This is a genomic window from Rhodoferax sp. ZS1R25 (assembly GCF_056521335.1).
The window spans coordinates 2048752-2073168 of sequence record NZ_JBWMAZ010000001.1; the positions used below are offsets into that span (position 1 = coordinate 2048752).

The 24417-nt window shown below is 62.0% G+C and carries 23 protein-coding genes; 6 read left to right on the top strand and 17 right to left on the bottom strand.

Annotated features, from left to right (window positions below):
• The first annotated feature begins 8 nt into the window (after positions 1-8).
• Entirely contained in the window at positions 9-743 is a 735-nt protein-coding gene (locus AC097R_RS09815) for a substrate-binding periplasmic protein (protein WP_479597897.1), read from the top strand.
• On the opposite strand, the gene AC097R_RS09820 is transcribed toward AC097R_RS09815, so the two are convergent.
• The 7 genes from AC097R_RS09820 to ku all read right to left on the bottom strand — a co-directional run bounded on the left by AC097R_RS09820 (position 736) and on the right by ku (position 6376).
• Positions 736-1947 carry an EAL domain-containing protein gene (locus tag AC097R_RS09820; RefSeq protein WP_479597898.1) on the bottom strand — a complete coding sequence of 404 codons (1212 nt, stop codon included), beginning with the start codon at positions 1945-1947 and terminating at the stop codon, positions 736-738. The genes AC097R_RS09815 and AC097R_RS09820 overlap by 8 nt on opposite strands.
• A gap of 28 nt (positions 1948-1975) precedes the next feature.
• On the bottom strand, positions 1976-2401 hold the full coding sequence (locus AC097R_RS09825) for a VOC family protein (RefSeq protein ID WP_479597899.1): 426 nt from the start codon (positions 2399-2401) through the stop codon (positions 1976-1978).
• Between the two features lie 35 nt (positions 2402-2436).
• Positions 2437-3144 (bottom strand): P-loop NTPase family protein, encoded by a 708-nt coding sequence (locus AC097R_RS09830; protein ID WP_479597900.1) that lies wholly within the window; start codon positions 3142-3144, stop codon positions 2437-2439.
• Between the two features lie 78 nt (positions 3145-3222).
• Complete coding sequence (locus tag AC097R_RS09835; protein ID WP_479597901.1) at positions 3223-3615, bottom strand: histidine kinase; 393 nt, start codon at positions 3613-3615, stop codon at positions 3223-3225.
• A gap of 8 nt (positions 3616-3623) precedes the next feature.
• On the bottom strand, positions 3624-4121 hold the full coding sequence (locus AC097R_RS09840; RefSeq protein WP_479597902.1) for a GAF domain-containing protein: 498 nt from the start codon (positions 4119-4121) through the stop codon (positions 3624-3626).
• Between the two features lie 70 nt (positions 4122-4191).
• Complete coding sequence (locus AC097R_RS09845; RefSeq protein ID WP_479597903.1) at positions 4192-5619, bottom strand: sensor domain-containing diguanylate cyclase; 1428 nt, start codon at positions 5617-5619, stop codon at positions 4192-4194.
• 118 nt (positions 5620-5737) lie between these two features.
• Positions 5738-6376 carry a non-homologous end joining protein Ku gene (gene ku / locus AC097R_RS09850; RefSeq protein WP_479597904.1) on the bottom strand — a complete coding sequence of 213 codons (639 nt, stop codon included), beginning with the start codon at positions 6374-6376 and terminating at the stop codon, positions 5738-5740.
• 219 nt (positions 6377-6595) lie between these two features.
• Here ku and AC097R_RS09855 point away from each other — a divergent pair, with 219 nt between their 5' ends.
• Positions 6596-6967, top strand: coding sequence for a hypothetical protein (locus AC097R_RS09855; RefSeq protein ID WP_479597905.1), 372 nt, complete (start codon positions 6596-6598; stop codon positions 6965-6967).
• On the opposite strand, the gene AC097R_RS09860 is transcribed toward AC097R_RS09855, so the two are convergent.
• From AC097R_RS09860 to AC097R_RS09885, 6 genes are all read right to left on the bottom strand, one after another.
• On the bottom strand, positions 6964-7098 hold the full coding sequence (locus AC097R_RS09860; RefSeq protein WP_477892389.1) for a hypothetical protein: 135 nt from the start codon (positions 7096-7098) through the stop codon (positions 6964-6966). The genes AC097R_RS09855 and AC097R_RS09860 overlap by 4 nt on opposite strands.
• A 125-nt stretch (positions 7099-7223) precedes the next feature.
• Positions 7224-8024 (bottom strand): substrate-binding periplasmic protein, encoded by an 801-nt coding sequence (locus AC097R_RS09865; protein ID WP_479597906.1) that lies wholly within the window; start codon positions 8022-8024, stop codon positions 7224-7226.
• Positions 8025-8375: 351 nt separating this feature from the next.
• A complete protein-coding gene (locus AC097R_RS09870; protein ID WP_479597907.1) occupies positions 8376-8759 on the bottom strand; it encodes a nuclear transport factor 2 family protein in 384 nt (127 codons plus the stop codon).
• Positions 8760-8821: 62 nt separating this feature from the next.
• The gene (locus AC097R_RS09875) at positions 8822-9991 is read right to left on the bottom strand and encodes an NADH:flavin oxidoreductase/NADH oxidase (RefSeq protein WP_479597908.1); all 1170 of its coding nucleotides are present in this window, start codon (positions 9989-9991) and stop codon (positions 8822-8824) included.
• Between the two features lie 34 nt (positions 9992-10025).
• Entirely contained in the window at positions 10026-10916 is an 891-nt protein-coding gene (locus AC097R_RS09880) for an amino acid ABC transporter substrate-binding protein (RefSeq protein ID WP_479597909.1), read from the bottom strand.
• Positions 10917-10930: 14 nt separating this feature from the next.
• Complete coding sequence (locus AC097R_RS09885) at positions 10931-11344, bottom strand: VOC family protein (protein WP_477887068.1); 414 nt, start codon at positions 11342-11344, stop codon at positions 10931-10933.
• 129 nt (positions 11345-11473) lie between these two features.
• Here AC097R_RS09885 and AC097R_RS09890 point away from each other — a divergent pair, with 129 nt between their 5' ends.
• Entirely contained in the window at positions 11474-12361 is an 888-nt protein-coding gene (locus AC097R_RS09890) for a LysR family transcriptional regulator (protein ID WP_479598117.1), read from the top strand.
• 82 nt (positions 12362-12443) lie between these two features.
• On the opposite strand, the gene AC097R_RS09895 is transcribed toward AC097R_RS09890, so the two are convergent.
• Positions 12444-15992: a transglutaminase family protein gene (locus AC097R_RS09895; RefSeq protein WP_479597910.1), complete on the bottom strand. Its 3549-nt coding sequence runs from the start codon at positions 15990-15992 to the stop codon at positions 12444-12446.
• A gap of 166 nt (positions 15993-16158) precedes the next feature.
• Between AC097R_RS09895 and AC097R_RS09900 the strand changes: the two genes are divergently transcribed.
• The 3 genes from AC097R_RS09900 (at position 16159) to AC097R_RS09910 (ending at position 21163) form a co-directional block, all read left to right on the top strand.
• Positions 16159-18603, top strand: coding sequence for a ComEC/Rec2 family competence protein (locus tag AC097R_RS09900; RefSeq protein ID WP_479597911.1), 2445 nt, complete (start codon positions 16159-16161; stop codon positions 18601-18603).
• A gap of 68 nt (positions 18604-18671) precedes the next feature.
• Positions 18672-20183, top strand: a complete 1512-nt coding sequence (locus tag AC097R_RS09905) for a circularly permuted type 2 ATP-grasp protein (protein WP_479597912.1) — start codon at positions 18672-18674, stop codon at positions 20181-20183.
• Between the two features lie 23 nt (positions 20184-20206).
• Entirely contained in the window at positions 20207-21163 is a 957-nt protein-coding gene (locus tag AC097R_RS09910; RefSeq protein WP_479597913.1) for an alpha-E domain-containing protein, read from the top strand.
• A gap of 26 nt (positions 21164-21189) precedes the next feature.
• Here the strand turns inward: AC097R_RS09910 and AC097R_RS09915 are convergent, their stop codons facing one another.
• Genes AC097R_RS09915 through AC097R_RS09925 form a run of 3 tightly spaced genes read right to left on the bottom strand, consistent with a single transcriptional unit; the run spans position 21190 to position 24374 of the window.
• On the bottom strand, positions 21190-22650 hold the full coding sequence (locus tag AC097R_RS09915) for an NAD(P)H-hydrate dehydratase (protein ID WP_479597914.1): 1461 nt from the start codon (positions 22648-22650) through the stop codon (positions 21190-21192).
• Positions 22634-23521 carry an MBL fold metallo-hydrolase gene (locus AC097R_RS09920; protein ID WP_479597915.1) on the bottom strand — a complete coding sequence of 296 codons (888 nt, stop codon included), beginning with the start codon at positions 23519-23521 and terminating at the stop codon, positions 22634-22636. The genes AC097R_RS09915 and AC097R_RS09920 overlap by 17 nt, the downstream gene beginning before the upstream one ends.
• A 10-nt stretch (positions 23522-23531) precedes the next feature.
• Entirely contained in the window at positions 23532-24374 is an 843-nt protein-coding gene (locus AC097R_RS09925) for an HDOD domain-containing protein (RefSeq protein ID WP_479597916.1), read from the bottom strand.
• Between the last annotated feature and the right edge of the window lie 43 nt (positions 24375-24417).

Here is a 24417-nt window from a genome sequence, read left to right on the forward strand (position 1 = left end):
AGACCCCTATGACACATATGTGGCGAACCTTGGTCGCATGGGGACTTGTGCTGGGCCTGTGGGGCAGTCTGGCACCGCAGGCGCTGGCCGCCGATTACAAAATGTCCACCCTGGAGTGGGCACCTTACACAGGCGCCGCGCTGCCTGGCCTGGGCTTTGTGTCGAGCACCATTGCCGATGCCCTGAAGGTCACCGGAACCTCGGTGGAAATCCAGTTCTTCCCCTGGTCGCGGGCGGTGCGTCTGGTCGAGCCAGACTCTGCCTACATTGGCTTTTTTCCCGCCTACTACTCGCGTGAGCGCGCCAGCCGCTATTTGTTCTCCGAGCCTATAGGGCGCAGCACCATGGTGTTTCTGGAGCGCATTGACAGCCCCGTGAAATGGGCCAACTACGACGACCTGCAGGGCCGGCACATTGGCGTGGTGCGCGGCTTCGTGAATACCGAAGAGCTGGACGCCCGCATTGCCCAAAAAACGGTGCTGGCCGAAGAGGTGCCCGATGACCGCAGCAACATCCTGAAGCTGGCGGCAGGCCGGTTGGAGCTGGTGGTGATCGACAGCCACGTGTACCAACACTTGGTGCGCACCGATCCCGAGATTGGCCGTGCAGCCCTGCAGTTGCAAACCAACGCCAAGGTGCTGGATGTGAAGAACCTGTATGTGTGCTTTCAGCGCACACCGTCGGGCGAGAAGGCCCTGCGCGCGCTGAACACCGGCCTGCGCAAGGTGCGCCCGGTTATGTAGCGGCGACGGCGCCCAGCAGGTCTTGCAGGGGCAGGGGGCGGGCGTAGTGGTAGCCCTGGCCGTAGTCGCAGCCCATCTCGGCCAGCATGGCGCCGGTCTTGGCGTCTTCAATTCCCTCGGCCACAGTGGCAATGCCCAGCAGGCGCGACAGCTCCAGCGCCGATTTGATGATCTGGAAGCTGCGTTCCGAGTCGTGCATTTGCGCCACAAAGGCGCGGTCGATCTTGATGGCCGTGAAGGGCAGCGTTTGCAAGTAATCCAGGCCGGCGTAGCCCGTGCCAAAGTCGTCCAGCGCAATGCCCACCCCCATGTCACGCAGCTGCGCAATGGCGCTGGACACCAGCTCCACGCTGCTGATGATGACGGTCTCGGTCAGCTCGATACGCAGCTCGGACGCGGTGATGTGTGAGCTGGCAATGCATTCGCGGATGCTTTGCACGATGCCGGGGTTGCACAGCTCGGGCGCCGACAGGTTGACGCTGACAAAGGGCGCGCTGTGCGAGGTGGCCGCGCAGCGCTGGCGCAGCAGCGGCCAGTCGGTGGTGGCGCGCTTGAGCACCCATTGGCCAATGCGGTGCACCAAGCCGGTTTTTTCGGCCAGGGGAATGAATTCGTCGGGCCGCACCACGCCCAGGTGGGGGTGGCGCCAGCGCACCAGGGCCTCAAACCCTGCCAGCGAGCCATTGCCCAGCCGCACGATGGGCTGGTAGTACAGGTCCAGCTGGCCACGGTCAATGGCGTCGGACAGGTCATGTGCCAGCGACAGCGTGCGCACCGCGGCGGCATGCAAGTCGGTGGGCGGGGACGGCTCCGTCACTGCGGGAAATGCAGAGGCCGGGGCGGCGGTATCGCCCTGGGTCTTGTTGCGAAAGCGCTCGAGTAGCAGGCGCAGCAGGTACTGAATCACCGGGTCGGCCCGGCCCAGCAGCTCTTCCACATGGGTGCGGTCGATGCGCACCAGCGTGGTGGGGATGAGGGCGCGGACGGTGGCGGTACGGGCCTGGCGGTCCAGTAGGGCCACTTCGCCAAACATGGCGCCCTGGGCCAGCACGGCCACGCGCTGCTGCGCCGCAGGCGGGCCCACCAGTACCTCCACACAGCCCGACTCGATCACATAGGCCGATTCGCCCGCGTCGCCCACACTGAACACCGTGACACCCGCATCGAAGACTTCCCGACCGAATTCGCTGATCAAAGTTTCCATGGGGGTGCCTGTTCAGAGAGGGGTGGGCTTATTTGGCAAACAACTGGCCGATGTCCTTGAAAGCCTTGAACTCCAGCGCGTTGCCACAGGGGTCTAGCAGAAACATGGTGGCCTGTTCGCCCACCAGGCCCTGGAAGCGGATGCCAGGTTCCAGCACAAACGCGGTGTGGCGGCTTTTCAGCCGCTCGGCGAGCGCGTGCCAGGTGTCCCAGGCCAGCACCACGCCAAAGTGCGGTACCGGCACATGGTGGCTGTCCACCTCGTTGGTGTGGGCGTGGGTTTGGGAATCATTTTTGGGCGCTAGGTGGATCACCAGCTGGTGGCCAAAGAAGTTGAAGTCCACCCACTGGGCGCTGCTGCGGCCCTCTTCGCAGCCAAACACCTCGCCATAAAACTGGCGGGCGATGGCTAGGTCGTACACAGGAATGGCCAGGTGAAAAGGCTGCAACGGCATCAGTGGGTTCCCTCTAAACAATGCGTGCCTGCATGCTAACCCAGTGGCAGCGTGTCCAGCGTGGCGTAGGTGGTCTTGAGCCAGGTTTTGACGCGTTGGCGCTCCAGCAGCCCGAGGCTGTCTTCACCGCCCTTGTGGGTGATGGCGGCCCAGAAGCTGGCGTTTTGCCGGTCGATCTTGCGCATGCTGGCTTCGTGCAGTTGCCCCAGCGAAACCACATGCCCGCCCAGTGCCACGGCTTTCTTGAGGGCGGCGGAGTCTTGCAGCTGCGAGAAATCGCTGCCGCGCCCCAGGTTTTTCACCACGATGTAGTTGGGCCCCGGGCCATAGGTGGCCACCAGCCGGTCCAGCAGGTCCACCGAGTCCTTGCCTGCATCGGCCACGTGCCAGAAATTGACGGTGACGCCCAGGCTGGCCATCAGCGAGACCAGGTCCGAGTCCTTGACCCAGCGCGCCAGCGGCAGCGCGGTTTGCGCGGCCAGGTCCACGATCACATTCGGGTAGGTGCCTTCGATGGGCTCATCCTCAAACACGCCGGCTACCAGGTCCAGGCCTTCGTAGGTGTCCACCACCACGGAGGCGGCGTAGTCGGCATAAAAGCGCGTGAACGAGTTGTGCGAGCGGTCGGTGTCAAAGCCCGTGAAAGCACGCCCCTGGTCGATGAAATACTGGGCCAGCACGCGGGCCACGACTGATTTGCCCACCCCGCCTTTTTCGCCGCCTATGAAGTTGATCGAGGGCATCTGTGTTTTTCCTTGTTAAAGGCCTTGAGTATGCAAGTTGCGTGCTAGGGCCGTGTGACAGTGGTTGTGCTGGCCGATCTACACCGTGGCCGCGTTGGTCAAAAGTTCGACGGTGGAAATCACATCGCGGATTTTGAAGGGCTTGAGCAGGATGCGGCGCACATCCAGCACCTTGAGCCGGTGGGCCAGGTGCACGTCACACAGCGCAGCCGTGATGGCCACGGGGGTGTCCGAATGGCTTTTGAACGCACCGCTGCGCAGCCCCTGTATCAGCTCCAGTGCTGCGGCTTCGTCTTCCAGCGAGGTAATCATTGCGCTGAAAGGCTGCGTCTCCAGCTGCTGCTGGGCGCTGCGGATGCTGGTGACCAGGCGCACTTTGGGCATGCTGAGTTGCCGCGCGGTGGAAACAATGATGTTGCCCACCATGGCGCTTTGCTCCACCAGCAGGATGTCGGGGGCATAGGAGGTCATGGCAGTGCTCATTCCGGCGTGGTGCTGCGCACCAGCTCTTCCACCACCAAGTCGCGCAGGGAGACCAGGATGGCCAGCCCGATCGCATCCATCTCCTTGGGGTGGCTGTCAAAGATGCAGAGCGTGCCAACGTTTTGCCCTGTGGGCAGCGTCAAGGGCGCACCGGCATAAAAGCGGATGTGTGGCGGTCCGGTGACGATGGGGTTGTCGGCAAAGCGGGGGTCTTGCGCCGCATCTGGCACCACCATGGGCGTGTCTTTCAGGATGGCATGGCCGCAGAAAGATGTTTCACGCGGCGACTCGCCTTGCTCCTCACCATGGGCGGCCTTGAACCACTGGCGCTCCGAATCCACCAGCGACACGCGTGCCGATGACACCTCGAACTCCTCGGCCGCAAAGGCCACGATGCGGTCAAACCGCTCTTCGGGGGGAGTGTCCAGAATCAGCAGCGCGCGCAGCGCCTGCAGGCGATCGTCCTCGTTGCTGGGGATGGGGGCTGGGGTCATGGCGTCTTTCCTTGCAGGGTGCAGGCCAGGCCCGCACTGCTGCATTTTGACACCACGCCCGGAGCACTGGCTAGGTGGTGATCACCCGGTTGCGGCCCAGGTTTTTGGCCCGGTACAGGCACTGGTCTGCCGCGGCAATCAGCTGCTGCGCCGTCATGTCTGCGCGCAGCAGCAGCACGGCCACACCGCCGCTGATGCTGACATGTGCGCCCACCGAAGAATGCCCATGGGGAATTTGCAGCCGCGTGACGGCTTCGCGGGCAGCTTCAGCAATGCGCACTGCGCCAGCCAGCTCGGTGTCGGGCAGGATGATGGCGAATTCTTCACCGCCATAGCGCACGGCCTTGTCCGCGGGGCGGTTGCAGCAGGACTGGATGGCCATTGCCACCTGTTGCAGGCAGGCATCGCCGATCTGGTGTCCGTAATGGTCGTTGTAGGCCTTGAACTGGTCCACATCACACATGACCAAGGCCAGGGCGCGGTTGTAACGGCTGGCCACGGCAATCTGCTCGGCCAGGTACTCATCAAAGAAGCGCCGGTTGGCCAGCTCGGTCAGCCCGTCGTGGCGGGACAAATGGGCCAACTGCTTGTTGGCGGCGCTCAAGGCCACCGAGAGATGCACCAGCCGGGCGTAGTGCTTGCCGTCCTCGACGAGCAGCACGATCAGCAGGAAGCTGGCCGCCAGCAGGCCGTAAATCCGGCCCGTGTACCAGCCCAGGTCATAGCGGCCCGTGTTCAGCAGTGCGGCCAGGGCGATGTCGAAGATCCACACGCACATCACCACCATCAGCCACAGGTCCAGCACGGTATGGGGCTTGCGCAGCCACAGCGTGGCCAGGGCCAGTAGGCTCAATATCCATACACCCAGCAGAAACAACCGTCCCAGATCGGTGGTCATGTTGCCGTTGAGAAACGTGGGTATGTAGGCAGAACCGCCCGTGGCAAACGCAAAGTAGGCCAGCACCACGGTCAGTACTGCGCCGATGGTGCCCAGAATCGCAGCGCGCGCCCTTTCGCGCACGGCACTGCTGGGCAGCGGTAGCGTGGGGGCCGCCTCCTTAGCCTGGAACCGGGTGTAGGCCATGACGAACAGTGGAAAGCCTGCGTGCCAGAACATGTACATGGCCGAGGTGCTCTGGGGGCCAGCGCCAAACAGGCCGGGCGGGGCAAAGAGGCCCGGAAAAATAATGGCGTAGGCGGTGGTAATACAGGCGGTGAACAGGTAGCCCCCGGCCATGACCAGTAGGCCCCCGGAGCGCAACACACTGAACTGCCCAAACAGCAGGGCCGCGGTGATCAGGTCGCAGATCACCAGCCAGGACACGTAAATAGGAATAAAGGCCGGAAACTGCGCCAAGGGCGTCTTGGCGTAGGGCACGGCGCAGAAGAAAAAGAGGGCCGATACCAGTACGGCAAAGAGCGCGTAACGGTTTTCACGGCGGCCAGCGGGCTTGGTGGAGAGAAATGCCCAGCTCTCGGTTTTCAGGTCTACTTCCATGCTTCTATCTCTAATGTGCAGCTTTTTGCGCTGCTCCAACGGTTCAGGTATGTTAAACCGTCGGCCTTTCCCCGTCGATAGGACATTCCTGACAGTATTTCCTGACGGCATTACGGGGTTAGCGCCCCGACTTGGTGCCATTTTTCCTGGCTGGCTTGCGCTTGGACAGGCTGCTGGCCAGCAGTTCGGTCAAATCGACCACATTGGAGGCAATAGCGTCTGGGGCATTCTCCAGCAGGGTTACGCTTTCGGCTTCACTGGCGGCTACCTTTTTTCGCACCAGGGCCGCACCGATGGGAACCAGGGCAGCCAGATGTTCCTTGGTGTGCATCACCACCCGGGCGATACCGATCACCCCGGCTTCCAGCATGGCTTCACGCAGCAGGGCGTAGACCTTGCCGCCCCGGCCTAGGGGCTCCAGGTAGTACGGCGTTTCCAGCAGGGTGAAGGGGATCTCGCGGGCCTGGACAAAGGCTTCAATTTCCAGGGTCTGGGTCGACTTGGGATAGGCGGCCTTGATCTGGTCTTCACTCAGGATTACATAGTTCCCATCCTCCTGCTGAATGCCTTTGGCGATGTCTTTGCTCTGGATTTCCTTGCCGGTGCGTTTGTTGATGCGCTTGTAGCCGACGGGGTCCATGGAGCGTTTATCGAGCCAATCGAAATCGATGCCGACCTCTTGCGAGGCGGGGTACAGGGTTACCGGTACATGCACCAGACCAAAGGTAATGGCGCCTTTCCAGATTGCACGCGGCATGGAAACTCCTTGCTCGTCCTGAGGCCGAAGGTGGATGGGGAATTGCGGCTGTGCCGCGTTTCGTTCACGCTGTGGAAGGTATAAAACGGCGGCGGGACAACATCTGTGTGTTGACGTACAGAAGCCGCCGCGGCATTGAAAGAATATTTCCACGCCAGCCCTGTTCACGCAGTGCTGGCACGAACCACACTCTTTCACAACCTTGCAAGTGAGCCGACTATGCCCACCGCCAACACGACCGAACACCTCAACCCCAGTGCCACGGCTGCCGCCTATGCCGTCGAAGCGATGGACCCGGCCGCCGAATATGCCTATTGGCGCGACCATTTTGCGAACCGCCCGGATGTTGATGATGGAGCGGTTTTTGACGACTATGCACCGGCCTACGTGTTCGGGATTCATGCGTCCGCCAAATTCCCGGACCGGGGTTTTGAGGAGGTGGAATCCGACCTCGCGTTGGAGTGGCCCACCGTGCGCGGTGATTCCAACCTCGAGTGGGAGCACGCACGCGACGTCACCCGCGATTCCTGGGTCCACTCGCGGCGGGATCTGGAGGTCGTGCTGCTGGCCGACGCTGTGAGCGCAGATTAACGAAACAGGGCCGACACCCCGGCCAGGCAGGCGCTCGCAGTCAGGGACGCAAAGAACCAGACTGCGAAATAGGCCAGCACCGTGCACATGCTGTCGGTCGGGGACTGGGGAACGCGGAAACTGAAGTTCATGGTTGTACCCGTCAGGTGGAGGAAGGACATCGCAGCTCGCACACCGCAGGCCTTCGAAATCTCATTCCTCTGGACCCTAAGTCAAACCAGGGCTTCCTTCCGTGCGGTACACAACATTGGGTTGATCAGTGTTCCCATGCCGCAACGATCTTGGCCATGCTGCCATCTGCACGCATCGCCGTGATGGCGGCATTGAGCCTTGCCATCACTTCCGCCTGATCGGGTCTTGTCTTTGCAATCCCAATGTAATTTAGGTCAACAACCAAAGGTGGCGTTTGCACGGTCAGTAGAGACATGTCAACGCCGGCAAGTTTGGAATAGTACTTAACCGCAGTGTTACCACCTGACAGTATTGCCGCGTCGATCCGTTCAGCAACAAGTTTATTCAAACGGGAATCGCCACTGTTGTCTCGATCTTCGTAAAACGTCGGGAGCGCCGCTTCGAACTGCTCGCCATAAGACGAACCACGTTGAATCCCGACGCGCTTACCTTTGAGGTCAGAAAATTGGGCTATCTTGAGATCGGCTTTCTTCAAGGTTATGACTTGGACGCGGTCCTCAAGCACGACGTCGGTAAAGTTGAATATTTTTCCGCGTTCAATCGTTTTGGACAGGCCAGCCAAGACTCCCTCACCCTCCTGGGCTAACTTGTATGCCCTCGCCCACGGCACTGCGTCAACCACCGGCGCATAGCCCGCACGACGAATAATGGCAACAGCAACCTGGGTGACGTAGCCTGTTGGCTTCCCGTCTTCGTCCAAAAACATCTTGGGGGCGACTTGCGATGCAACGAGCAACTTCAATTCTGGTTCCGCCGCCTGGAGGGACTTGACCATGACGCAATTCATCAGAATCACAGCCAACCCACCCATCCACCAGGCCCAGCGCTTGGGTACCCCGAGGCGAGTGAATTCAGTAGTCACCATGTTGTGCCCCGTTCTTGTAGGTTTCTGCAAGGCTTTCACGACATAACGCGAGCTAACGAGGAGGCACGGTAGTGGGACCCCTTGCTCGGTTTCCAACAGTATTCGGTCTTCTGCAAGACCTGTCAATCATGAAATATCGTGTTTGTATCTACCCAATTCTTTCACGTCGTCCTTGACTGGTGATAGTGCCGTTGGCATTGAAGGCCCATTGCTGATTTTTTCCCACCATTGCAGCTCCACAAACCAACTTTCGCACCGTTGGCTGTGCCGTCATAGAGACCCGGAGGAATCAGAAATCAAGCACAGCACGCGCTGTGTGCACCGAAGCTGCAAGTGAATGAATCAGCCTGCTTAGGGGGCGATGTGGGTGTGGTAAATCTTGCTGACCACGGTCCAACGGCCATCGACCTTCAGCAGATGGAAAAAGTCGGTGAAGCAGAAACCAGATACGTCATTGGTGTCGACTCGGGCGCTGGCGGCGGTGCCGACAATGTCAATTCTGACGATCGCGTTTTGCGCTTCCGGTGATGGGCGAAAGGCGCTGTCGATGCCGTCGAAGAGATTCTGAATTGCACCACCGGTCAGCTTGCCGTCGGCGCCGACGCCAAAAATGGTCGCCTGTTCGCTGAAGGCCGGCTTCATGATGCTGCTTTGGGCTTGCTTGCAGCCATCGTTGTACTTGTTCAACACCGTGATGATGGCGTTGTAGTCTTGGACGTAAGTAGGTTTGTTCATGGTTTCTATCTTGGTTGCGTTTGGGGAATCAGTGGGTGACCGACACGGCATCGAAACCCAGGTCAAGCGCCGCTCATTTCTGGGGCGCGTTTTTCTGCAGAAGCCAGGGGTCCCAGCCGTTGAAGTCTTTTTTGGCGATCGTTGAGCCACCAGCCGGCCTGGATATTCCAGTCAGCGTAAGGATTCTGTGGATCGGCAGCATCCAAGGCCTGCTGCGCGTGCAGCGGAAAGTGGGGGGCGCGCAGCGCGCCGTGCCCCAAGGCAACGATGTCAGCCTGACCCGACGAAACAATCGCCTGCGCCTGGTGTGGATCGACGATCAGGCCCACGGCCATGGTGCCGATGCCCGTCTCGCGGCGGATCTGGGCGGCGAATGGCACTTGGAAGCCATAGCCGCTCGGATAGTCGAAGACACCGAAGCCGCCCGACGAGCAATCGACAACATCGACGCCGATCTTGTCGAGTTCCTTGGCAAAAGCCACACTGTCTTCGATGGTCCAGCCGTCACGGTTGCCGTCCACGGCGGAGATGCGTACGAACAGCGGTTTGTCCTGCGGCCAGATCTCGCGCAGCTCACGGACAATTTCCAACGGCAGACGGATCCGGTTCTCGAAGCTGCCGCCATACGCGTCGGTCCGGTCGTTGGTCAGGGGGGACATGAACGCATTCAGCAAGAAGCCGTGTGCGCAGTGCAGCTCCAATACCTCGAAGCCAGCACGCAGCGCACGGCGTGCAGCGGCGGCAAAGTCAGCTCGGACCTTTGCAATGCCTTGGGCATCGAGCGCGATGGGTACCAGCCAGCCTTCAGTCACGGGCCGTGCACTGGGGGACACCACCTTCCAGGGATGTTCGCCGCGGGCAGCGTCACTCGCGTTTAACGGGCCATTGCCCTGGAAAGCCCGCTGAATGCTGGCTTTGGGGCCGGCATGGCCAATCTGAATGCCGGGGACGGCACCGTATTCCTTGGCGAAGGCCGCGATGCGGGCCAGGCCCTCGACATGGGCGTCGTTCCAAATGCCCACATCGCCATGGGTGATTCGCGCCTCGGGCGATACGCCGGTGGCTTCGACCATCACCAGGCCGAAGCCGCCCAACGTAAAGCGTCCGTAGTGGGCGATGTGGTACTCGTTCACGAAGCCATTGCTGGCTGTGTATTGACACATGGGGCTCAGTGCCAGACGGTTGCGCAAGGTCACTCCACGCAACGCCAAAGGTTCAAACAAAGTGTTCATGTTTTCGGGTCTCTTCTAAATTTCTGCGCTTGGACTAGCGTGCGCCGTACTCTTCGGCCGGGCGATCGTTGGGGTTGGCCCAGGCTGCCAGCGTGGCCTGCGATGCCGGCAGGCTGAGGCTTGTCCCAGTCGGTGGAATGGGCTTGGTGAACCACTTGTCATACAGCTGGGCCATTTCGCCGCTCTTCATCATGGTGCGCAAGCTGCCATCGACGGCCTTTTTGAAAGCCGCATCGTCCTTGCGCAGCATGATGGCAATGGGTTCGACGCCAAGTACCTCGCCAACAATTCGGCAGTCGGATGGATTGCGGCTTTGGGCGATATTGCCAGCGAGGACTTGCGCATCCATCACGAACGCATCAGCACGACCCGAAGACAGGATCAGCATGCTATCGGTGTGGTCCTTGCCAAAGATTTCTTGAAAGTCGACACCGTGCGCCCGCTCATGCTTTCGCAGCAGTTGCACGCTGGTGGTGCCCGACGTAGTCGCTACCTTGCGGCCACTCAGCTGCGCAATGGACTGAATGCCGGAATTCGTTTTCACTGCCATCCGGATTTCTTCGACATAGGTGGTCACCGCAAATGCAACTTGCTGTTGGCGCACGGCGTTGTTGGTGGTTGAACCGCATTCGATATCTATGGTGCCGTTCTGCAGCAGAGGAATCCTGTTGCTGGAGGTGACCGTCTGGTATTTGATCTCAAGCCGGGGAAGACCGAGCTGCTTCTGGATGTCGGCCAGGGCGCGCTGGCACAGCTCGACATGGAAGCCCACGTACTTGTCGCCCAACGAATAGGAGAGCGCCCCGGATGCTTCGCGCACACCCATGGTGACAGCCCCGTTCGACTTGATTTGCTGGAGCGTATCGGCGTGGACGGTGAAAGCGCAGCCAGCGGCCACCAATGCGAATGTGATTTTGGCAAGCATCAGAGTGGTCCGGATCATTTGGCGAAGAGCTTGGTGATGTCGCCAAACGCCTTGATCTCAACTGCGTTGCCAGAGGGGTCCAGGAAGAACATGGTGGCCTGCTCACCGGGTTCCCCTTTGAATCGGACGTAGGGTTCGATGATGAATTCGATGCCATCAGCCTTCAGCCGCTCGGCCATCGCTTCCCAATCCTGCATCGGCAACACGATGCCAAAGTGGCGGCAGGGCACGCCATGGCCATCAACGGCGTTGCGTTGGGCCAGGCCGGTTTCGCTGGGCGCCAGGTGCGCGACGATCTGGTGTCCGTAGAAGTTGAAGTCGATCCACTCCTCCGAGCTGCGGCCCTCGGGGCAGCCAAGCGTCTGCCCGTAGAACTGCCGCGCCAGCGCCAGATCGTGCACGGGGAAAGCCAGGTGGAAAGGGGACATTGGGGCGGGGTTGGTTGCCGGAGCTTGCATAGTGAAATGGATAAATGGTGAAGGGATGCGGCAATCCTAGGCGCCTTCATTTAAAATGAAAATCAATGTATATTGATGCTAAGCATCAATATTATTTATATGATTCGTGAACTCAAAACCCTCATTGCAGTGGCACGTGAAGGCACTTTTGCCGCAGCTGGCGACAAGATCGGCCTGACCCAGGCCGCCGTCAGCGCCCAGATGCAGCGACTGGAAGCCGAACTCGGGTTTGCCCTCTTCGACCGCAGCGCCCGCGCCGCACGGCTGAACCCGCGCGGCCACCAGGTCGTCGAACAAGCGCAGGAGCTGATCCTGCAATACAACCATCTTGGTTCGCGTGCATTGGGGTCGCCCGCGCCGTCCTTCGTCAATGTGGGGGCTATCGCGTCGGTGCAGCGTTCATGGCTGCCAGACGTTTTGGCGGGCTTCTACAAGCAAGTCAAGGACTGCCGGGTTCGCATCGTTCCCGGGCTGTCGATGCACTTGCTGAACATGGTTGACGCCGGGAAAATCGACTTGGGTGTGGTGATTCGGCCCCCGTTCTCGTTGCAAAGCGACTTGCGCTGGACAACATTGGTACGCGAGCCGTACCGACTGCTTGTGCCGCGGAATGTGAGTGGAAGCGATTGGTCCGAGTTGCTGACGAGCCAGCCTTTCGTTCGGTACGACCGAGAGTCGTACGGCGGCCGCCAGGTGGACCGGTTCCTGCGCGCTTCCCACCTGCAGGTGCGTGAGGTCTGCGAACTCGATGAGTTGGAGGCCATTGTCCAACTGGTGGCCAAAGGGGTGGGCGTTGCGCTATTGCCTCAAACCGAAAGCTTCAAGCGATGGCCAGCCGCTGTGCGTGCGATCGACCTCGGAGAGCGCACCTTTTACCGTGACATTGGGCTTGTGCATCGATCGCATCACAGCATGAGTGACGCTGCGCGACGACTGGCCGGTATGGTGTGCACCCAGTACGGTAGCACAGGAACTGACCCGACCTAGCGCCTCTGCAATATTGCTATTAATTCAATAGCTGCCAGCGCATATTCCACGCGGGTTGGAGCTGTTTTTTTTCTTAAAACGCTTAGCCCCGTCGCAAATCCCGCGTGAACGGAAACTCCTTGCTGCCAGCTACGTTGATCGTGGCCGGTGGCACCACCAGCTTGCCAGGGGTGTGGCCCATGGCGGCGAAGCGGGACAGGCGGCGGCTTTCGGCCTCATAGCCGTTGACCGGGAAGGTCTCGTAGTTCAGCCCACCGGGGTGGGTGACAAAGTACTGGCAACCGCCCAGCGAGCGCTTCATCCAGGTGTCCACAATGTCAAACGTCAGCGGCGCGTGCATGCCAATGGTGGGGTGCAGGCTGCTGGGCGGGTTCCAGGCCTTGTAGCGCACCGCGGCCACAAACTCACCTACTGTGCCCGTGCTCTGCATGGGCAAGGCTTGCCCGTTGCAGGTGACCACATAGCGGCTCTCGTTCAAGCCCGTTACACGCACCTCGATGCGTTCCAGGCTCGAATCCACATAGCGCGCGGTGCCGCCGGCCGAGCTCTCTTCGCCCATCACATGCCAGGGCTCCAGCGCGTTGCGCAGCGTCAGCTCCACACCGGCGGCCTTGACCGCGCCCACCAGCGGGAAGCGGAACTCGTAGTGCGGTGCGAACCAGCTGGAATCGAACGCGTAGCCCGCCATGTTCATGTCGGCCATCACGTCGTCAAAGTCCATCTTGATGAAGGTGGGCAGCATGAAGCGGTCGTGCAGCTCGGTGCCCCAGCGCGTTACCGGCGCCTTGTACGGTGCCTTCCAGAAGCGGGCCACCAGCGCGCGCAGCAAGAGCTGCTGCACGCTGCTCATATGCGGGTGCGGTGGCATCTCAAACGCGCGCAGCTCCAGCAGGCCCAGGCGGCCCGTGGCCGAGTCGGGCGAGTACATCTTGTCGATGGAAAACTCGCTGCGGTGCGTGTTGCCGGTCACGTCGATCAGGATGTTGCGCAGCGTGCGGTCTACCAGCCACGGGGGCATGGTCTGGCCATACAGCTCGCGGTTTTTGTAGATCTGCTCGATGGCTATTTCCAGCTCGTAGAGCTGGTCATTGCGCGCCTCGTCCACGCGCGGGGCCTGGCTGGTCGGGCCCACGAACATGCCGCTGAACAGGTAGCTCAGGCTGGGGTGGTTGTGCCAGTACAGCAGCAGGCTGGCCAGCAACTCGGGCTTGCGCAAAAACGGACTGTCGGCCGGCGTGGCGCCGCCCATCACAAAGTGGTTGCCGCCACCGGTGCCGGTATGGCGACCATCGGTCATGAACTTCTCGGCCGACAGGCGCGACTCAAACGCCGCGTTGTACAAAAACTCGGTGTTGTAGACCAACTCTTTCCAGTTGGTGGCCGGGTGGATGTTGACCTCGATGACGCCGGGGTCAGGTGTGACCTGCAGCAGCTTGAGGCGTGGGTCGCGTGGGGGCGGGTAGCCTTCCAGCACGATCTGCATCTTCAGCTCGTTGGCCGTGGCTTCGATGGCGGCCAGCAGGTCCAGGTAGTCTTCCAGGCGCTCCAGCGGTGGCATGAAGATGTACAGCACACCGGATTTTTCACCCACGGCCTCGGCCTTGGGGCCGCTGGCGCGGCGTGGGTCACGCACTTCCACGCACAGCGCGGTGCGGGTGATCCAGTGGGCCGACTCAAACCGGCTGGGCACCTGGGCGTAGCGGGCGGGTTCGGGTTGCAGGGCCGTTTGGGCGTTGGTCGCAATGCTGCTGTCACCGGTGGCGCTTGGGCCGGCCGGGGTTTGCAGCTTGCGACTGGCCTCTGGCGTGGCCAGGTTGCCGGCCAGGTAGGGCAGGCCGTTGGGCGACACACTGCCCGCGCTGCTGGCGGGGGCCGAGACCTTGACCGCCGGCGCATAGCGCGCTGCAAACGCCGAGTGCTGTGGCAGCGCACCGCGCTCTACGGTCGGGTCGCGCTCCACCATGTAGGGGTAGTCGCCCTGGCTGACCCAGGGCAGCGAGTCCAGCGGCAGGCGCAGGCCCATGGGCGAGTCGCCGGGCATCAGGTACATGCGCTCGTCGCGGAAGAACCAGGGGCCGGTGGTCCACATCGGGCCAGCCAGCGAGGGGTTCAGGCCGGCAGAGTCTGCCACCTTCAGCGGCAGCACATAGCCCACGGCAGAGTCGAGTTTTTGCTCGAACACGCGGCGCAGGCGGGCGCGCTCCATTTCGTCGTCCAGCTTGGCGTTGAAGGGGTCCACATTCACCGGCAGGCGGCGTTCGCGCCACAGGTAGTACCAGGTGTCTTCATAGCCGGCCTGCACGTATTTGTCGGTCAGGCCCAGCTTGCCGGCCAGCGTGCGGATGAAGTAGCCCGCGTCTTCGGCGGTGTAGTGGGTGGGCTTGCGTTCGTCGGTGAAGAGGGCGGGGTTGTTCCACACGCGCTGCTTGTCGGCACGCCAGTAGATGTTCAGCGCCCAGCGCGGTAGCTGCTCGCCGGGGTACCACTTGCCCTGGCCAAAGTGCAGAAAGCCGCCCTGGCCATATTCGTCGCGCAGCTTGTGCACCAGCTCGGTGGCGAAGCCGCGCTTGGTGGGGCCCAGGGCGTCGGTGTTCCATTCGGCGGCGTCGCGGTCGTTCACCGCGACAAAGGTGGGTTCGCCGCCCATGGTCAGGCGTACATCACCTGCCACCAGCTCGGCGTCCACCTTGTCGCCCAGCTTCATCACCGACGCCCATTGTTCAGGCGTGTAGGGTTTGGTGACGCGGGGGGATTCGTAAATGCGGGTGACCTGCATGTGGTGGCTGAATTCCACCTCGCTCTCGTCCACGCCGCCTTCAATGGGTGCCGCGCCGCTGGGCTGCGGTGTGCAGGCCAGCGGGATATGGCCTTCGCCGGCCAGCAGGCCGCTGGTGGCGTCCAGGCCAATCCAGCCGGCGCCGGGCAAATAGACCTCGCACCAGGCGTGCAGGTCGGTGAAGTCGACCTCGGTGCCGCTGGGGCCGTCCAGCGATTTCACATCAGGGGCGAGCTGGATCAGGTAGCCCGACACAAAGCGCGCGGCCAGCCCGCAGTTGCGCAGCAGTTGCACTAGCAGCCAGGCCGAATCGCGGCAGGAGCCAGAGCCCAGCTCCAACGTTTCTTCAGGCGTTTGCACGCCGGGTTCCATGCGGATGGTGTAGTCGACCGACTTGTGCACCATGGTGTTGAGGTCGACCAGAAAGATCACGCTGCGCCGCTTGGTGCGGTCGATCTTGTCCAGGTAGGCCTGCACCAATGGCGTGACCGGGTCGGCGTCCAGATAGGGCAGCAGCTCTTGCTTGAGCTCGGGGGTGTACTTGAAAGGAAATTCTTCCGCCTCGGGCTCCAGGAAGAAGTCAAACGGGTTGTAGACCGCCATTTCCACTACGAGGTCCACGGTGACCTTGAACTCTTTGGTCTTCTCGGGGAACACCAGGCGGCCCTGGTAGTTGGCAAACGGATCTTGCTGCCAGTTGATAAAGTGGGTGGCCGGCTCGACCTTGAGGGAGTAAGACACCACCTTGCTGCGGCAGTGGGGGGCAGGGCGCAGGCGGATGACCTGGGGACCGAGATTGACCAGACGGTCGTAGGTGTAGTGGGTGACGTGGTTCAGCGCTGCGTGAATGGACATGGGCCGGTCTCTCGGTAATCTCACTGGGAAGCCTGTGCAGCGAGGGCTGCACCAGCACCATACTAACAATCGATGTTGACAGGGGTTAAAGCAAGTCCTGCGCCATGCCCCCTGACGCCTGTACCGGGGCCGTAAGCGTGGGGGAGGGCCGGGTTAGCATGGGGCCATGTTCTCTGCCGCCACCCTTACCAGCGCCTGGCCCCGCACGGTGTTTGCGGTGCTGCTGGGTGTGGTGCTGGGCACGGCGGCGCAGTTGCAGCAGCCGGAACTCTGGCCCGTCTGGGTTTATATGGGTTTTGGGCTGCTAGCCCCCGTGGCCTATGCGCTGGCAGCTCCTAAAAGAATAGCGGCTGTGCGTGCCACGGCCGTGGTGCTGCTGGCCGGCATGGCGCTGGGGTTTGGCTCCACCGGCCTGCGTGCAGTGGGGTTTGCCAGCCACGCTTTGGCCCCCAACTTGGAGGGGCGTGACCTGCGCATCACCGGTGTGGTGACCGACATGCCCCAGCGCTCCGAGGCTGGCCTGCGCTTTCGCCTGGCGGTGGAGCAGGCGCTGCTGGATGGTCAGGCCGTGGAGGTGCCCCCGCGCCTGGACGTGGGCTGGTACGCCGGGGGCTATGCGCTGGCGGGCGAGCAGGCCGGGTTGCAGCGCGTGCCGGTCGAGGTGCAGGCGGGCGAACGATGGCAGCTCACGCTACGCCCCAAAGCGCCACACGGTGGCATCAACCCCCATGGCTTTGACTTCGAACTGTGGCTGTGGGAGCAGGGCGTGCAGGCCACCGCCTATGTGCGGGCTGGCGACAAAGACACGCCGCCCCAGCGCTTGGGCCAGACCTGGCGCGCGCCCGTGGCGCTGGCGCGGCAGGCGCTGCGCGACCGCATCTTGGCGTCCGTGCCCGATAAGCGGGCGGCCGGGCTCATGGCCGCGTTGGTGGTGGGCGACCAGGCCGCGGTGGACCGTAGCGACTGGGACGTGTTCCGCGCCACTGGTGTCTCGCACCTGGTCTCGATCTCCGGGCTCCACATCACGATGTTCGCCTGGGGTGCTGCCTGGCTGACCGGTTGGCTGTGGCGGCGCTCACGGCGCCTGTGCCTGGCCTTGCCTGCGCCGTCGGCCGCGTTGCTGGGTGGCGTGCTGCTGGCTTGTGCGTATGCCGTGTTTGCGGGTTGGGGTGTGCCCGCGCAGCGGACCTGCCTGATGCTGGCCACTGTGGCCCTGCTGCGCCTCTCGGGTGCGCGCTGGCCCTGGCCGCTGGTGTGGATGCTGGCCTGCGCTATGGTGGTGGCGCTGGACCCGTGGGCGCTGCTGCAGCCCGGGTTCTGGCTCAGTTTTGTCGCGGTGGGCGTGCTGTTTGCTACAGATTCAGGAGCTACTCGCGCAGAAGATACGGGGGCTAGCGGCCGGTTCGGCTTAAAAGTGTGGGCCATGCTGCGGGAGCAGTGGGTCATCACGCTGGCGCTGGCGCCGCTCACGCTGCTGTTGTTCGGCCAACTTTCGGTGGTGGGGCTGGTGGCGAATTTGCTGGCGATTCCATGGGTGACGCTGGTGGTCACGCCGTTGGCGCTGCTGGGTGCGCTGTTACCCGGCGTATGGGATGTGGCGTCGTGGGCCGTCGCGCTGCTGTGGCAGTGGCTGTCCTGGCTGGCAGTATTGCCGGGCGCGGCCGTAGTACTGCCTTTGCCGCCGCTGGGCTTGGGGCTGGGCGCTGTACTGGGCGGTCTGCTACTGGTGCTGCCTGCGCCCTGGCATGTGCGGGCGCTGGGCGTGCCCCTGGTCCTGCTCACCCTGTTATGGCGCCCAGCCTTGCCCGCGTCAGGGCAGTTCGAGCTGCTGGCGGCTGACATTGGCCAGGGCAATGCGGTTCTGATGCGCACCGCCCACCACGCGCTGCTGTTTGATGCGGGCCCGCGCTACAGCCTGGAGAGCGATGCGGGCCACCGGGTGCTGGTGCCGCTGCTCAAGGCATTGGACGCAACCCTGGACACCGTGGTGCTGAGCCACCGCGACATTGACCACGTGGGCGGCGCGGCTGCCGTGTTGGCCATGCAGACGCAAGCCGCGTTGCTGAGTTCGATTGAGCCGCAGCACCCGCTGCAGCAGCTGCGCACGGCGCAGCGTTGCGAGGCCGGGCAGCACTGGGAGTGGGATGGTGTGCAGTTCGAAGTGCTGCACCCGCAGCCGGCCGACTATGCGGCCAGCCCACCCCCCAAACCCAATGCGCTGTCCTGCGTGCTGCGCATCAGCACGGATGAGCGCACCGCACTGCTGGTGGGTGATATCGAGGCGGCGCAAGAGGCGCGCCTGGTGCAGGCCTGGCAGGGCACCGACCATCTGCATGCCGACGTGCTGCTGGTGCCGCACCATGGCAGCAAAACCTCCAGCACGCCCGAGTTTTTGCAGGCCGTGGCGCCCCAGTGGGCGCTGGTGCAGGCCGGCTACCGCAACCGCTTTGGCCACCCCGCGCCGCCGGTGGTGGAGCGCTATGCGCAAGCACGCATCAATTTGGTGAGTTCGCCCCGTTGTGGTGCGATGACTTGGCGCTCGGAGCAGCCCCAAAATGTGGCGTGCTCTCGGGAGGAAGATCGCCGTTACTGGCATCATCATGTGCCATAGTGGTGCAGGAGCGGGATAGGAGGGCCGTGGCCCAAAGCTTGCATACTGTGTGTTCAGAGAGGTCTTTTATGCGGAAATTCGACGAGATGTACACCCAGCTTCCCTACGAGTTTTTCACTCAGGGCAAGCAGATACGAGACCACTACAAGATATACGACGAATGGCTGGCCCGCCAGCCCAGCGACATGATGGCCAAGCGCCGTGAAGAAGCAGAAATGATCTTCCGCCGCGTGGGTATCACCTTCGCCGTCTACGGCGAGAAGGACGAAGACGGCTCGGGCACCGAACGCCTGATCCCGTTTGACCTGATCCCCCGCATCATCCCGGCACATGAGTGGTCCACCATGGAGAAGGGCCTGACGCAGCGCGTCACCGCACTCAACCGCTTCATCCACGACATCTACCACGACCAGGACATTCTGAAGGCCGGCATCGTGCCGCGCGAGCAGATTGAGGGCAATGCCCAGTACCGCCCCGAGATGGTGGGGGTGGATGTGCCCAATGGCATCTACTCGCAAATCAGTGGCATCGACATCGTGCGGGCGCCAGATTCCAACGGCAAGGGCGAGTACTACGTGCTGGAAGACAACCTGCGCGTGCCCAGTGGCGTGAGCTACATGCTGGAAGACCGCAAGATGATGATGCGGCTGTTCCCCGATCTGTTCAGCGCACACCGCGTCGCCCCCATCGCCCATTACCCCGACCTGTTGCTGGAAACCCTGCGCGCCAGCAGCCCGGCCACCACGGCCGAGCCCACGGTGGTGGTGCTCACGCCCGGCATGTACAACAGCGCTTACTTTGAACACGCCTTCTTGGCCCAGCAAATGGGCATAGAGTTGGTTGAAGGGCAAGACTTGTTCGTCAAAGACAACTTTGTCTACATGCGCACCACGCGCGGCCCACGCCGGGTCGACGTGATTTACCGCCGGGTGGACGACGACTTTTTGGACCCCACGGTGTTCCGCCCCACGTCCACACTGGGTTGTGCGGGTCTGCTGAATGCCTACAAGGCCGGCAACGTGACCATCTGCAACGCAGTCGGTACCGGCATTGCCGACGACAAGTCCATCTACCCCTACGTGCCAAAGATGATCGAGTTCTATTTGGGCGAGAAGCCCATCCTGAACAACGTGCCCACCTACATGTGCCGCAACAAGGACGATCTGGCCTACACACTGGCGAACCTGAAAGACCTGGTGGTGAAAGAGGTGCACGGTGCGGGTGGCTACGGCATGCTGGTGGGCCCTGCATCCACCAAGGCCGAGATCGAAGATTTCCGCAAGGCGCTGGAGGCGAACCCCAGTGGCTACATCGCCCAGCCGACGCTTAGCTTGTCCAGCTGCCCCACGTTTGTGGAAAGTGGCATTGCGCCGCGCCACATTGATTTGCGGCCCTATGTGCTGTCGGGCAAGACGGTGCAGATGGTGCCCGGCGGCCTGACACGCGTGGCGCTAAAGGACGGTTCGCTGGTGGTCAATTCTTCGCAGGGCGGGGGCACCAAGGACACCTGGATTCTCGAAGACGATGCGCCTGCTGTGGCCACCGTCGGGCAGACCCAAAGCCAAACCCCAAAACAATAAGCGAACTGCGGAGGAACCACCCTATGTTGTCAAGAACCGCTGATCACCTGTTCTGGATGTCCCGTTACACCGAGCGGGCCGAGAACACCGCACGAATGCTGGACGTGAACTACCAGACATCGCTGCTGCCGCAATCACAGGCCGTGGCCCAGCTGGGCTGGCAGGGCCTGCTGTCCATCAGCGAACTGCTCTACAGCTACCAGGAACGCCATGGCGAAATCCAAGCCCGCGAGGTGATGGACTTCATGGTCAAGGACGAGGACAACCCGTCTTCCATCATGTCCTGCCTGAGCGCCGCGCGCGAGAACGCCCGCGCCGTGCGCGGCACGCTGACCACCGAGGTCTGGGAAACCCAAAACACCACCTGGCTCGAAGTCAAGCGCATGATCAAGACCGGCGAGTTTGAAAAAGACCCCGCCCAGTTTTTTGAGTGGGTGAAGTTCCGCTCGCACCTGTCGCGCGGTGTCACGGTGGGCACCATGCTGATGGACGAGGCCTTGCACTTCATGCGCATGGGTACGTTTCTGGAGCGGGCTGACAACACCGCGCGCTTGGTGGATGTGAAATTCCACGCCGTGCAAAGCGACTTTTTTGGCGCTGCCAGCGAGAAAGACCAAGAGTACGACTTCTACCACTGGAGCGCGATTCTGCGCAGCGTCTCGGGCTTTGAGGTGTACCGCAAGGTGTACCGCGACGTCATCAAACCCGAGCGTGTGGCCGAGCTGCTGATCCTCAAGCCCGACATGCCGCGCTCCCTGCACGCCAGCTTGAACGAGGTGGTCAACAACCTGAGCCTGGTGGCCAGCGACCCCAACAGCGAAACCCTGCGCCGCGCTGGCAAGTTGCGCGCCGAGCTGCAGTTTGGCCGTATCGACGAAATCCTGGCCACCGGCCTGCACGCCTATCTCACGCAGTTCTTGGACCGCGTGAATGATCTGGGGGCCCACATCAGCCGTGAATTTTTGGTTCCCGTGACCTGAGGCCGCGCAAGAGCGGTTGGCTGGCTTTATAGTTTTTTAGCCAAGCTGGCTGCTGTCAACGCATAGGGCTCCTGCCAGGCATCCCCTACCTGACCGTGGCGGTATGCGCCTAGGCATGCGGCTTCCCAGCTTGAATAGCCCTGCGCCATGAGGCTGCCTACCAAGCCTGCCAGTACGTCCCCTGTGCCTGCCGTGGCTAGGCGTGCATTGCCTGTTGGGTTGATGCGGGGCGTCTGCCCCGGGGCGGCGATCACGCTGCCTGACCCCTTAAGAATCACCGTGCAGCCGAACTGGGTTGCCAGGGCTTTTGCGCTTGCCAGGCGGTCGGCCTGCACGGCGGCCGTGGTGCAGCCTAGCAAGCGTGCGGCTTCCAGCGGATGCGGCGTGAGGGTGGTGCTCTCCGGCCTGCGATTGGCCACCAGAGTTGCCCATGCGGGTTGTGCTGCCAGTGCGTTCAGTGCATCGGCGTCTAGCACCAAGTGTTTGGCGTCGTGAATCAGTTGCGGCAAGTGCGCGGCAATGTCTACACCACCCCCGCAGCCGGCTACCACGGCCATGGTGGCCAGATCCCACTGGGCCAAGGGCTTCACCATCAGTTCTGGCTGACTCGCCAGTGCCCCACCTGCCTGGGTGGTGTCCAGCAGCCCCAAGTACACCCGACCGGCTCCCCCATGCAAGGCGGCACTGGCGGCCAAGAGCGCGGCGCCCGCCATGCCAGTGGCACCGCCCAGCACGCCTACATCGCCAAAGGAGCCTTTGTGGGATGCGTGAGCGCGTTCCGCAGGTGTCTGTGGGGCGTTGATCCAAGCGTCGGGCGACGCGGGTGGCTCTACGCTCAGGGTGTTGAGCCACAGGTCTCCACACAGGTCACGTCCCCACGCGGTGAGCAAGCCCGGCTTCAATGTGAGGAAGGACAGGGTTACATCAGCCCGCACGCATTCGCCTGGGGCCTGCCCGGTGTCCGCCTGCAGGCCACTGGGCACGTCGGCCGCTACCACGAAGCCTGAACCTGCGCGAATGGCATGGATGTATTCCAGCGTGACGCCCTTGGGCGCTTGGCGCAAGCCGATACCCAGCAGGGCGTCAATGCAGACATCCCATTCTGCCGGCGGTGCATCCAGAAAAGTAACGCCGGCTTCCTGGGCGCGCTGCAAGGAGCGCGCGGCATCTGCCGGCAAGGCGGACGTGCTGTCCAGTAGCGTGACGATGGCGGTCTTGCCCCAACGCTGCAGGTGCATCGCGGCCTCCAGGCCGTCGCCGCCGTTGTTGCCACGTCCGCAGGCCGACCAAAAGACGTGTGCGTGGGGCGCATGGGCCAGGGCGAGGCGTGCAAGCGCCAGGCCGGCGCACTGCATTAGCGTGTGAGCGGGGAGGGCGCTGGCCGCCCGGGTTTCCAGGGCCCGGGTCTGCTGTGTTCTGCACAGCGGGTAAGCGTGTAGCGCAACCGGGCCACGCGGGCCCAGCACCCACTCAGAATTCGTAGACATCGCCTTCTCGGGCCAGGCGAATGTCCATGCCCTGCGTGAGTGTGGCGTTGGTGCTCAGCGCCTCGGCAAACGCGGCTTCCAGTGCGTCATCGCTGCGCGTGGGTTCGTGGTGGGTGCAAAACAGCAGCTTGGCGCCGGCACCATGTGCGCTGGCGATGCTGCTGCTGAAGGTGCCGTGGCCCCAGCCCTTTTTTGCGGGATATTCGGCATCGGTGTAAGAGCTGTCAGCAATGTAGACGTCCACGCCGCGAATGGCGTCCTGGATGGAGCGCTCCTTTTCATCCACAAACACTTGGTACTCGGCATAGGCCTCATCACTCGGGTCATAGATGTTGTACGGTGGTTCATGGTCGCCCGTGAAAAAAACCGACTTGCCGTTGCATTCAATGCGGTAGCCAAAGTCAATCACCGGGTGGTTCAACAAGCAGGGCGTCACCGTGGCTGATCCGATCTGGATGGGCTGGTCCGGCATCAGCGTGACGTACTCGATGCGGGCTTTCATCTCAGCTTCGCGCACCGGAAAGTAGCTGTACTGCAGTTGCACCGCCATGACTTGTTCAATGCCTTTGCCCGATACGGGGTCGAAGCAGCCATGCAGGCGCAGGGTGTTGCCGGGGATGAAGTTGGGGATAAAAAAGGGCAGACCCTGGATGTGGTCCCAATGCGAATGGGTGATCAGCACATTGGCGGTCACGGGCATTTCTGCCAGCAGCGTCTGTGACAGCGGGAAAATGCCGGTGCCGGCATCCAGGATGATCAACTCGTTGTTGTCCGTGCGGATCTCGATGCAAGTGGTGTTGCCACCATAGCGAACCGTTTTGGGGCCCGGCGAAGCAATGGACCCGCGTACCCCCCAGAACTTCACCTTCATGCCGTCTCCTTCATAGTTTGGCGAACACTTGGGCTTCTGCGAACAGGGTGTTCAGGTCCCCCATCGAGGCAATCACCTGGTCCAGGGTTCCGCCCAGCCGTTTCTGGATGGCGGGCGGAAGTTCTTCAATGCCATAGTTGCCCGCAAAACCAAACTGCAGTTTTTTGCTAATCTGGTTGGCGGCAAACACGCAGGCAATCATGTCCGTGTCTTTGAGGTCGTCCACGCGCTGGTGCCGAATCGTGTCAATCAAATGGGGCGCAAAGCGCCATTTTTCCACCAGCATGGCGCCCACGACTGCATGGTCCGCGCCGATGGTAGTTTGCAGGGCGGCGTGCAGAGAGCTTTGGGTCTCCTGGCTGATCTGCAGGGCCGCCTTGAATTCTGTGGGCATGAACTGGGCAAATACCACTTTGCCAAAGTCGTGCAGCAAACCCGCAATGAAGCAATCCATGGGGTCCGCATCGTCCACTTTGAGAGCGAGCTGCTTGGCAATCCCGGCGGTTGCCAGCGAATGCAGCAGGTACTGGTTCACATCAAAGCCGGCGGCGTTGTCCTTGGGCAGCATGCCGATAGCTGCAATGCTCAAAGCCAGGTTTTTGATGGTGTTGAAGCCCAAGTACACCACCGCGTGGCCAATAGACGTGACTTGCTTGGGCAAGCTGTAGTACGCCGAATTAACGACTTTGAGAATCTTGACGGTCACCACCGGGTCTTTGTCGATGACATCGACAAGGTCCTTGGGGGTGCTGTTGACGTCCCGGGTCAATTCCAAAATGCGCTGCACGCTTTTGGGAAACGCAGGCATGCCATCCACGGCAGCGGCTAATTTTTGCGAAAGCTCTGGACTCATGGGCTGAACATCTCCCTTACTGCGGATTGTGTCAGCACATTTT

Coding starts and splice junctions, on each gene's coding strand:
- AC097R_RS09900 (WP_479597911.1), top strand. CDS start 16,159: ATGTTCTCTGCCGCCACCCTTACCAGCGCCTGGCCCCGCACGGTGTTT.
- AC097R_RS09840 (WP_479597902.1), bottom strand. CDS start 4,121: ATGACCCCAGCCCCCATCCCCAGCAACGAGGACGATCGCCTGCAGGCG.
- AC097R_RS09825 (WP_479597899.1), bottom strand. CDS start 2,401: ATGCCGTTGCAGCCTTTTCACCTGGCCATTCCTGTGTACGACCTAGCC.
- AC097R_RS09815 (WP_479597897.1), top strand. CDS start 9: ATGACACATATGTGGCGAACCTTGGTCGCATGGGGACTTGTGCTGGGC.
- AC097R_RS09865 (WP_479597906.1), bottom strand. CDS start 8,024: ATGGTGACTACTGAATTCACTCGCCTCGGGGTACCCAAGCGCTGGGCC.
- AC097R_RS09875 (WP_479597908.1), bottom strand. CDS start 9,991: ATGAACACTTTGTTTGAACCTTTGGCGTTGCGTGGAGTGACCTTGCGC.
- AC097R_RS09915 (WP_479597914.1), bottom strand. CDS start 22,650: ATGTCTACGAATTCTGAGTGGGTGCTGGGCCCGCGTGGCCCGGTTGCG.
- AC097R_RS09845 (WP_479597903.1), bottom strand. CDS start 5,619: ATGGAAGTAGACCTGAAAACCGAGAGCTGGGCATTTCTCTCCACCAAG.
- AC097R_RS09835 (WP_479597901.1), bottom strand. CDS start 3,615: ATGACCTCCTATGCCCCCGACATCCTGCTGGTGGAGCAAAGCGCCATG.
- AC097R_RS09925 (WP_479597916.1), bottom strand. CDS start 24,374: ATGAGTCCAGAGCTTTCGCAAAAATTAGCCGCTGCCGTGGATGGCATG.
- AC097R_RS09820 (WP_479597898.1), bottom strand. CDS start 1,947: ATGGAAACTTTGATCAGCGAATTCGGTCGGGAAGTCTTCGATGCGGGT.
- AC097R_RS09890 (WP_479598117.1), top strand. CDS start 11,474: ATGATTCGTGAACTCAAAACCCTCATTGCAGTGGCACGTGAAGGCACT.
- AC097R_RS09885 (WP_477887068.1), bottom strand. CDS start 11,344: ATGTCCCCTTTCCACCTGGCTTTCCCCGTGCACGATCTGGCGCTGGCG.
- AC097R_RS09870 (WP_479597907.1), bottom strand. CDS start 8,759: ATGAACAAACCTACTTACGTCCAAGACTACAACGCCATCATCACGGTG.
- AC097R_RS09860 (WP_477892389.1), bottom strand. CDS start 7,098: ATGAACTTCAGTTTCCGCGTTCCCCAGTCCCCGACCGACAGCATGTGC.
- AC097R_RS09855 (WP_479597905.1), top strand. CDS start 6,596: ATGCCCACCGCCAACACGACCGAACACCTCAACCCCAGTGCCACGGCT.
- AC097R_RS09910 (WP_479597913.1), top strand. CDS start 20,207: ATGTTGTCAAGAACCGCTGATCACCTGTTCTGGATGTCCCGTTACACC.
- AC097R_RS09895 (WP_479597910.1), bottom strand. CDS start 15,992: ATGTCCATTCACGCAGCGCTGAACCACGTCACCCACTACACCTACGAC.
- AC097R_RS09830 (WP_479597900.1), bottom strand. CDS start 3,144: ATGCCCTCGATCAACTTCATAGGCGGCGAAAAAGGCGGGGTGGGCAAA.
- AC097R_RS09920 (WP_479597915.1), bottom strand. CDS start 23,521: ATGAAGGTGAAGTTCTGGGGGGTACGCGGGTCCATTGCTTCGCCGGGC.
- AC097R_RS09905 (WP_479597912.1), top strand. CDS start 18,672: ATGCGGAAATTCGACGAGATGTACACCCAGCTTCCCTACGAGTTTTTC.
- ku (WP_479597904.1), bottom strand. CDS start 6,376: ATGCCGCGTGCAATCTGGAAAGGCGCCATTACCTTTGGTCTGGTGCAT.
- AC097R_RS09880 (WP_479597909.1), bottom strand. CDS start 10,916: ATGCTTGCCAAAATCACATTCGCATTGGTGGCCGCTGGCTGCGCTTTC.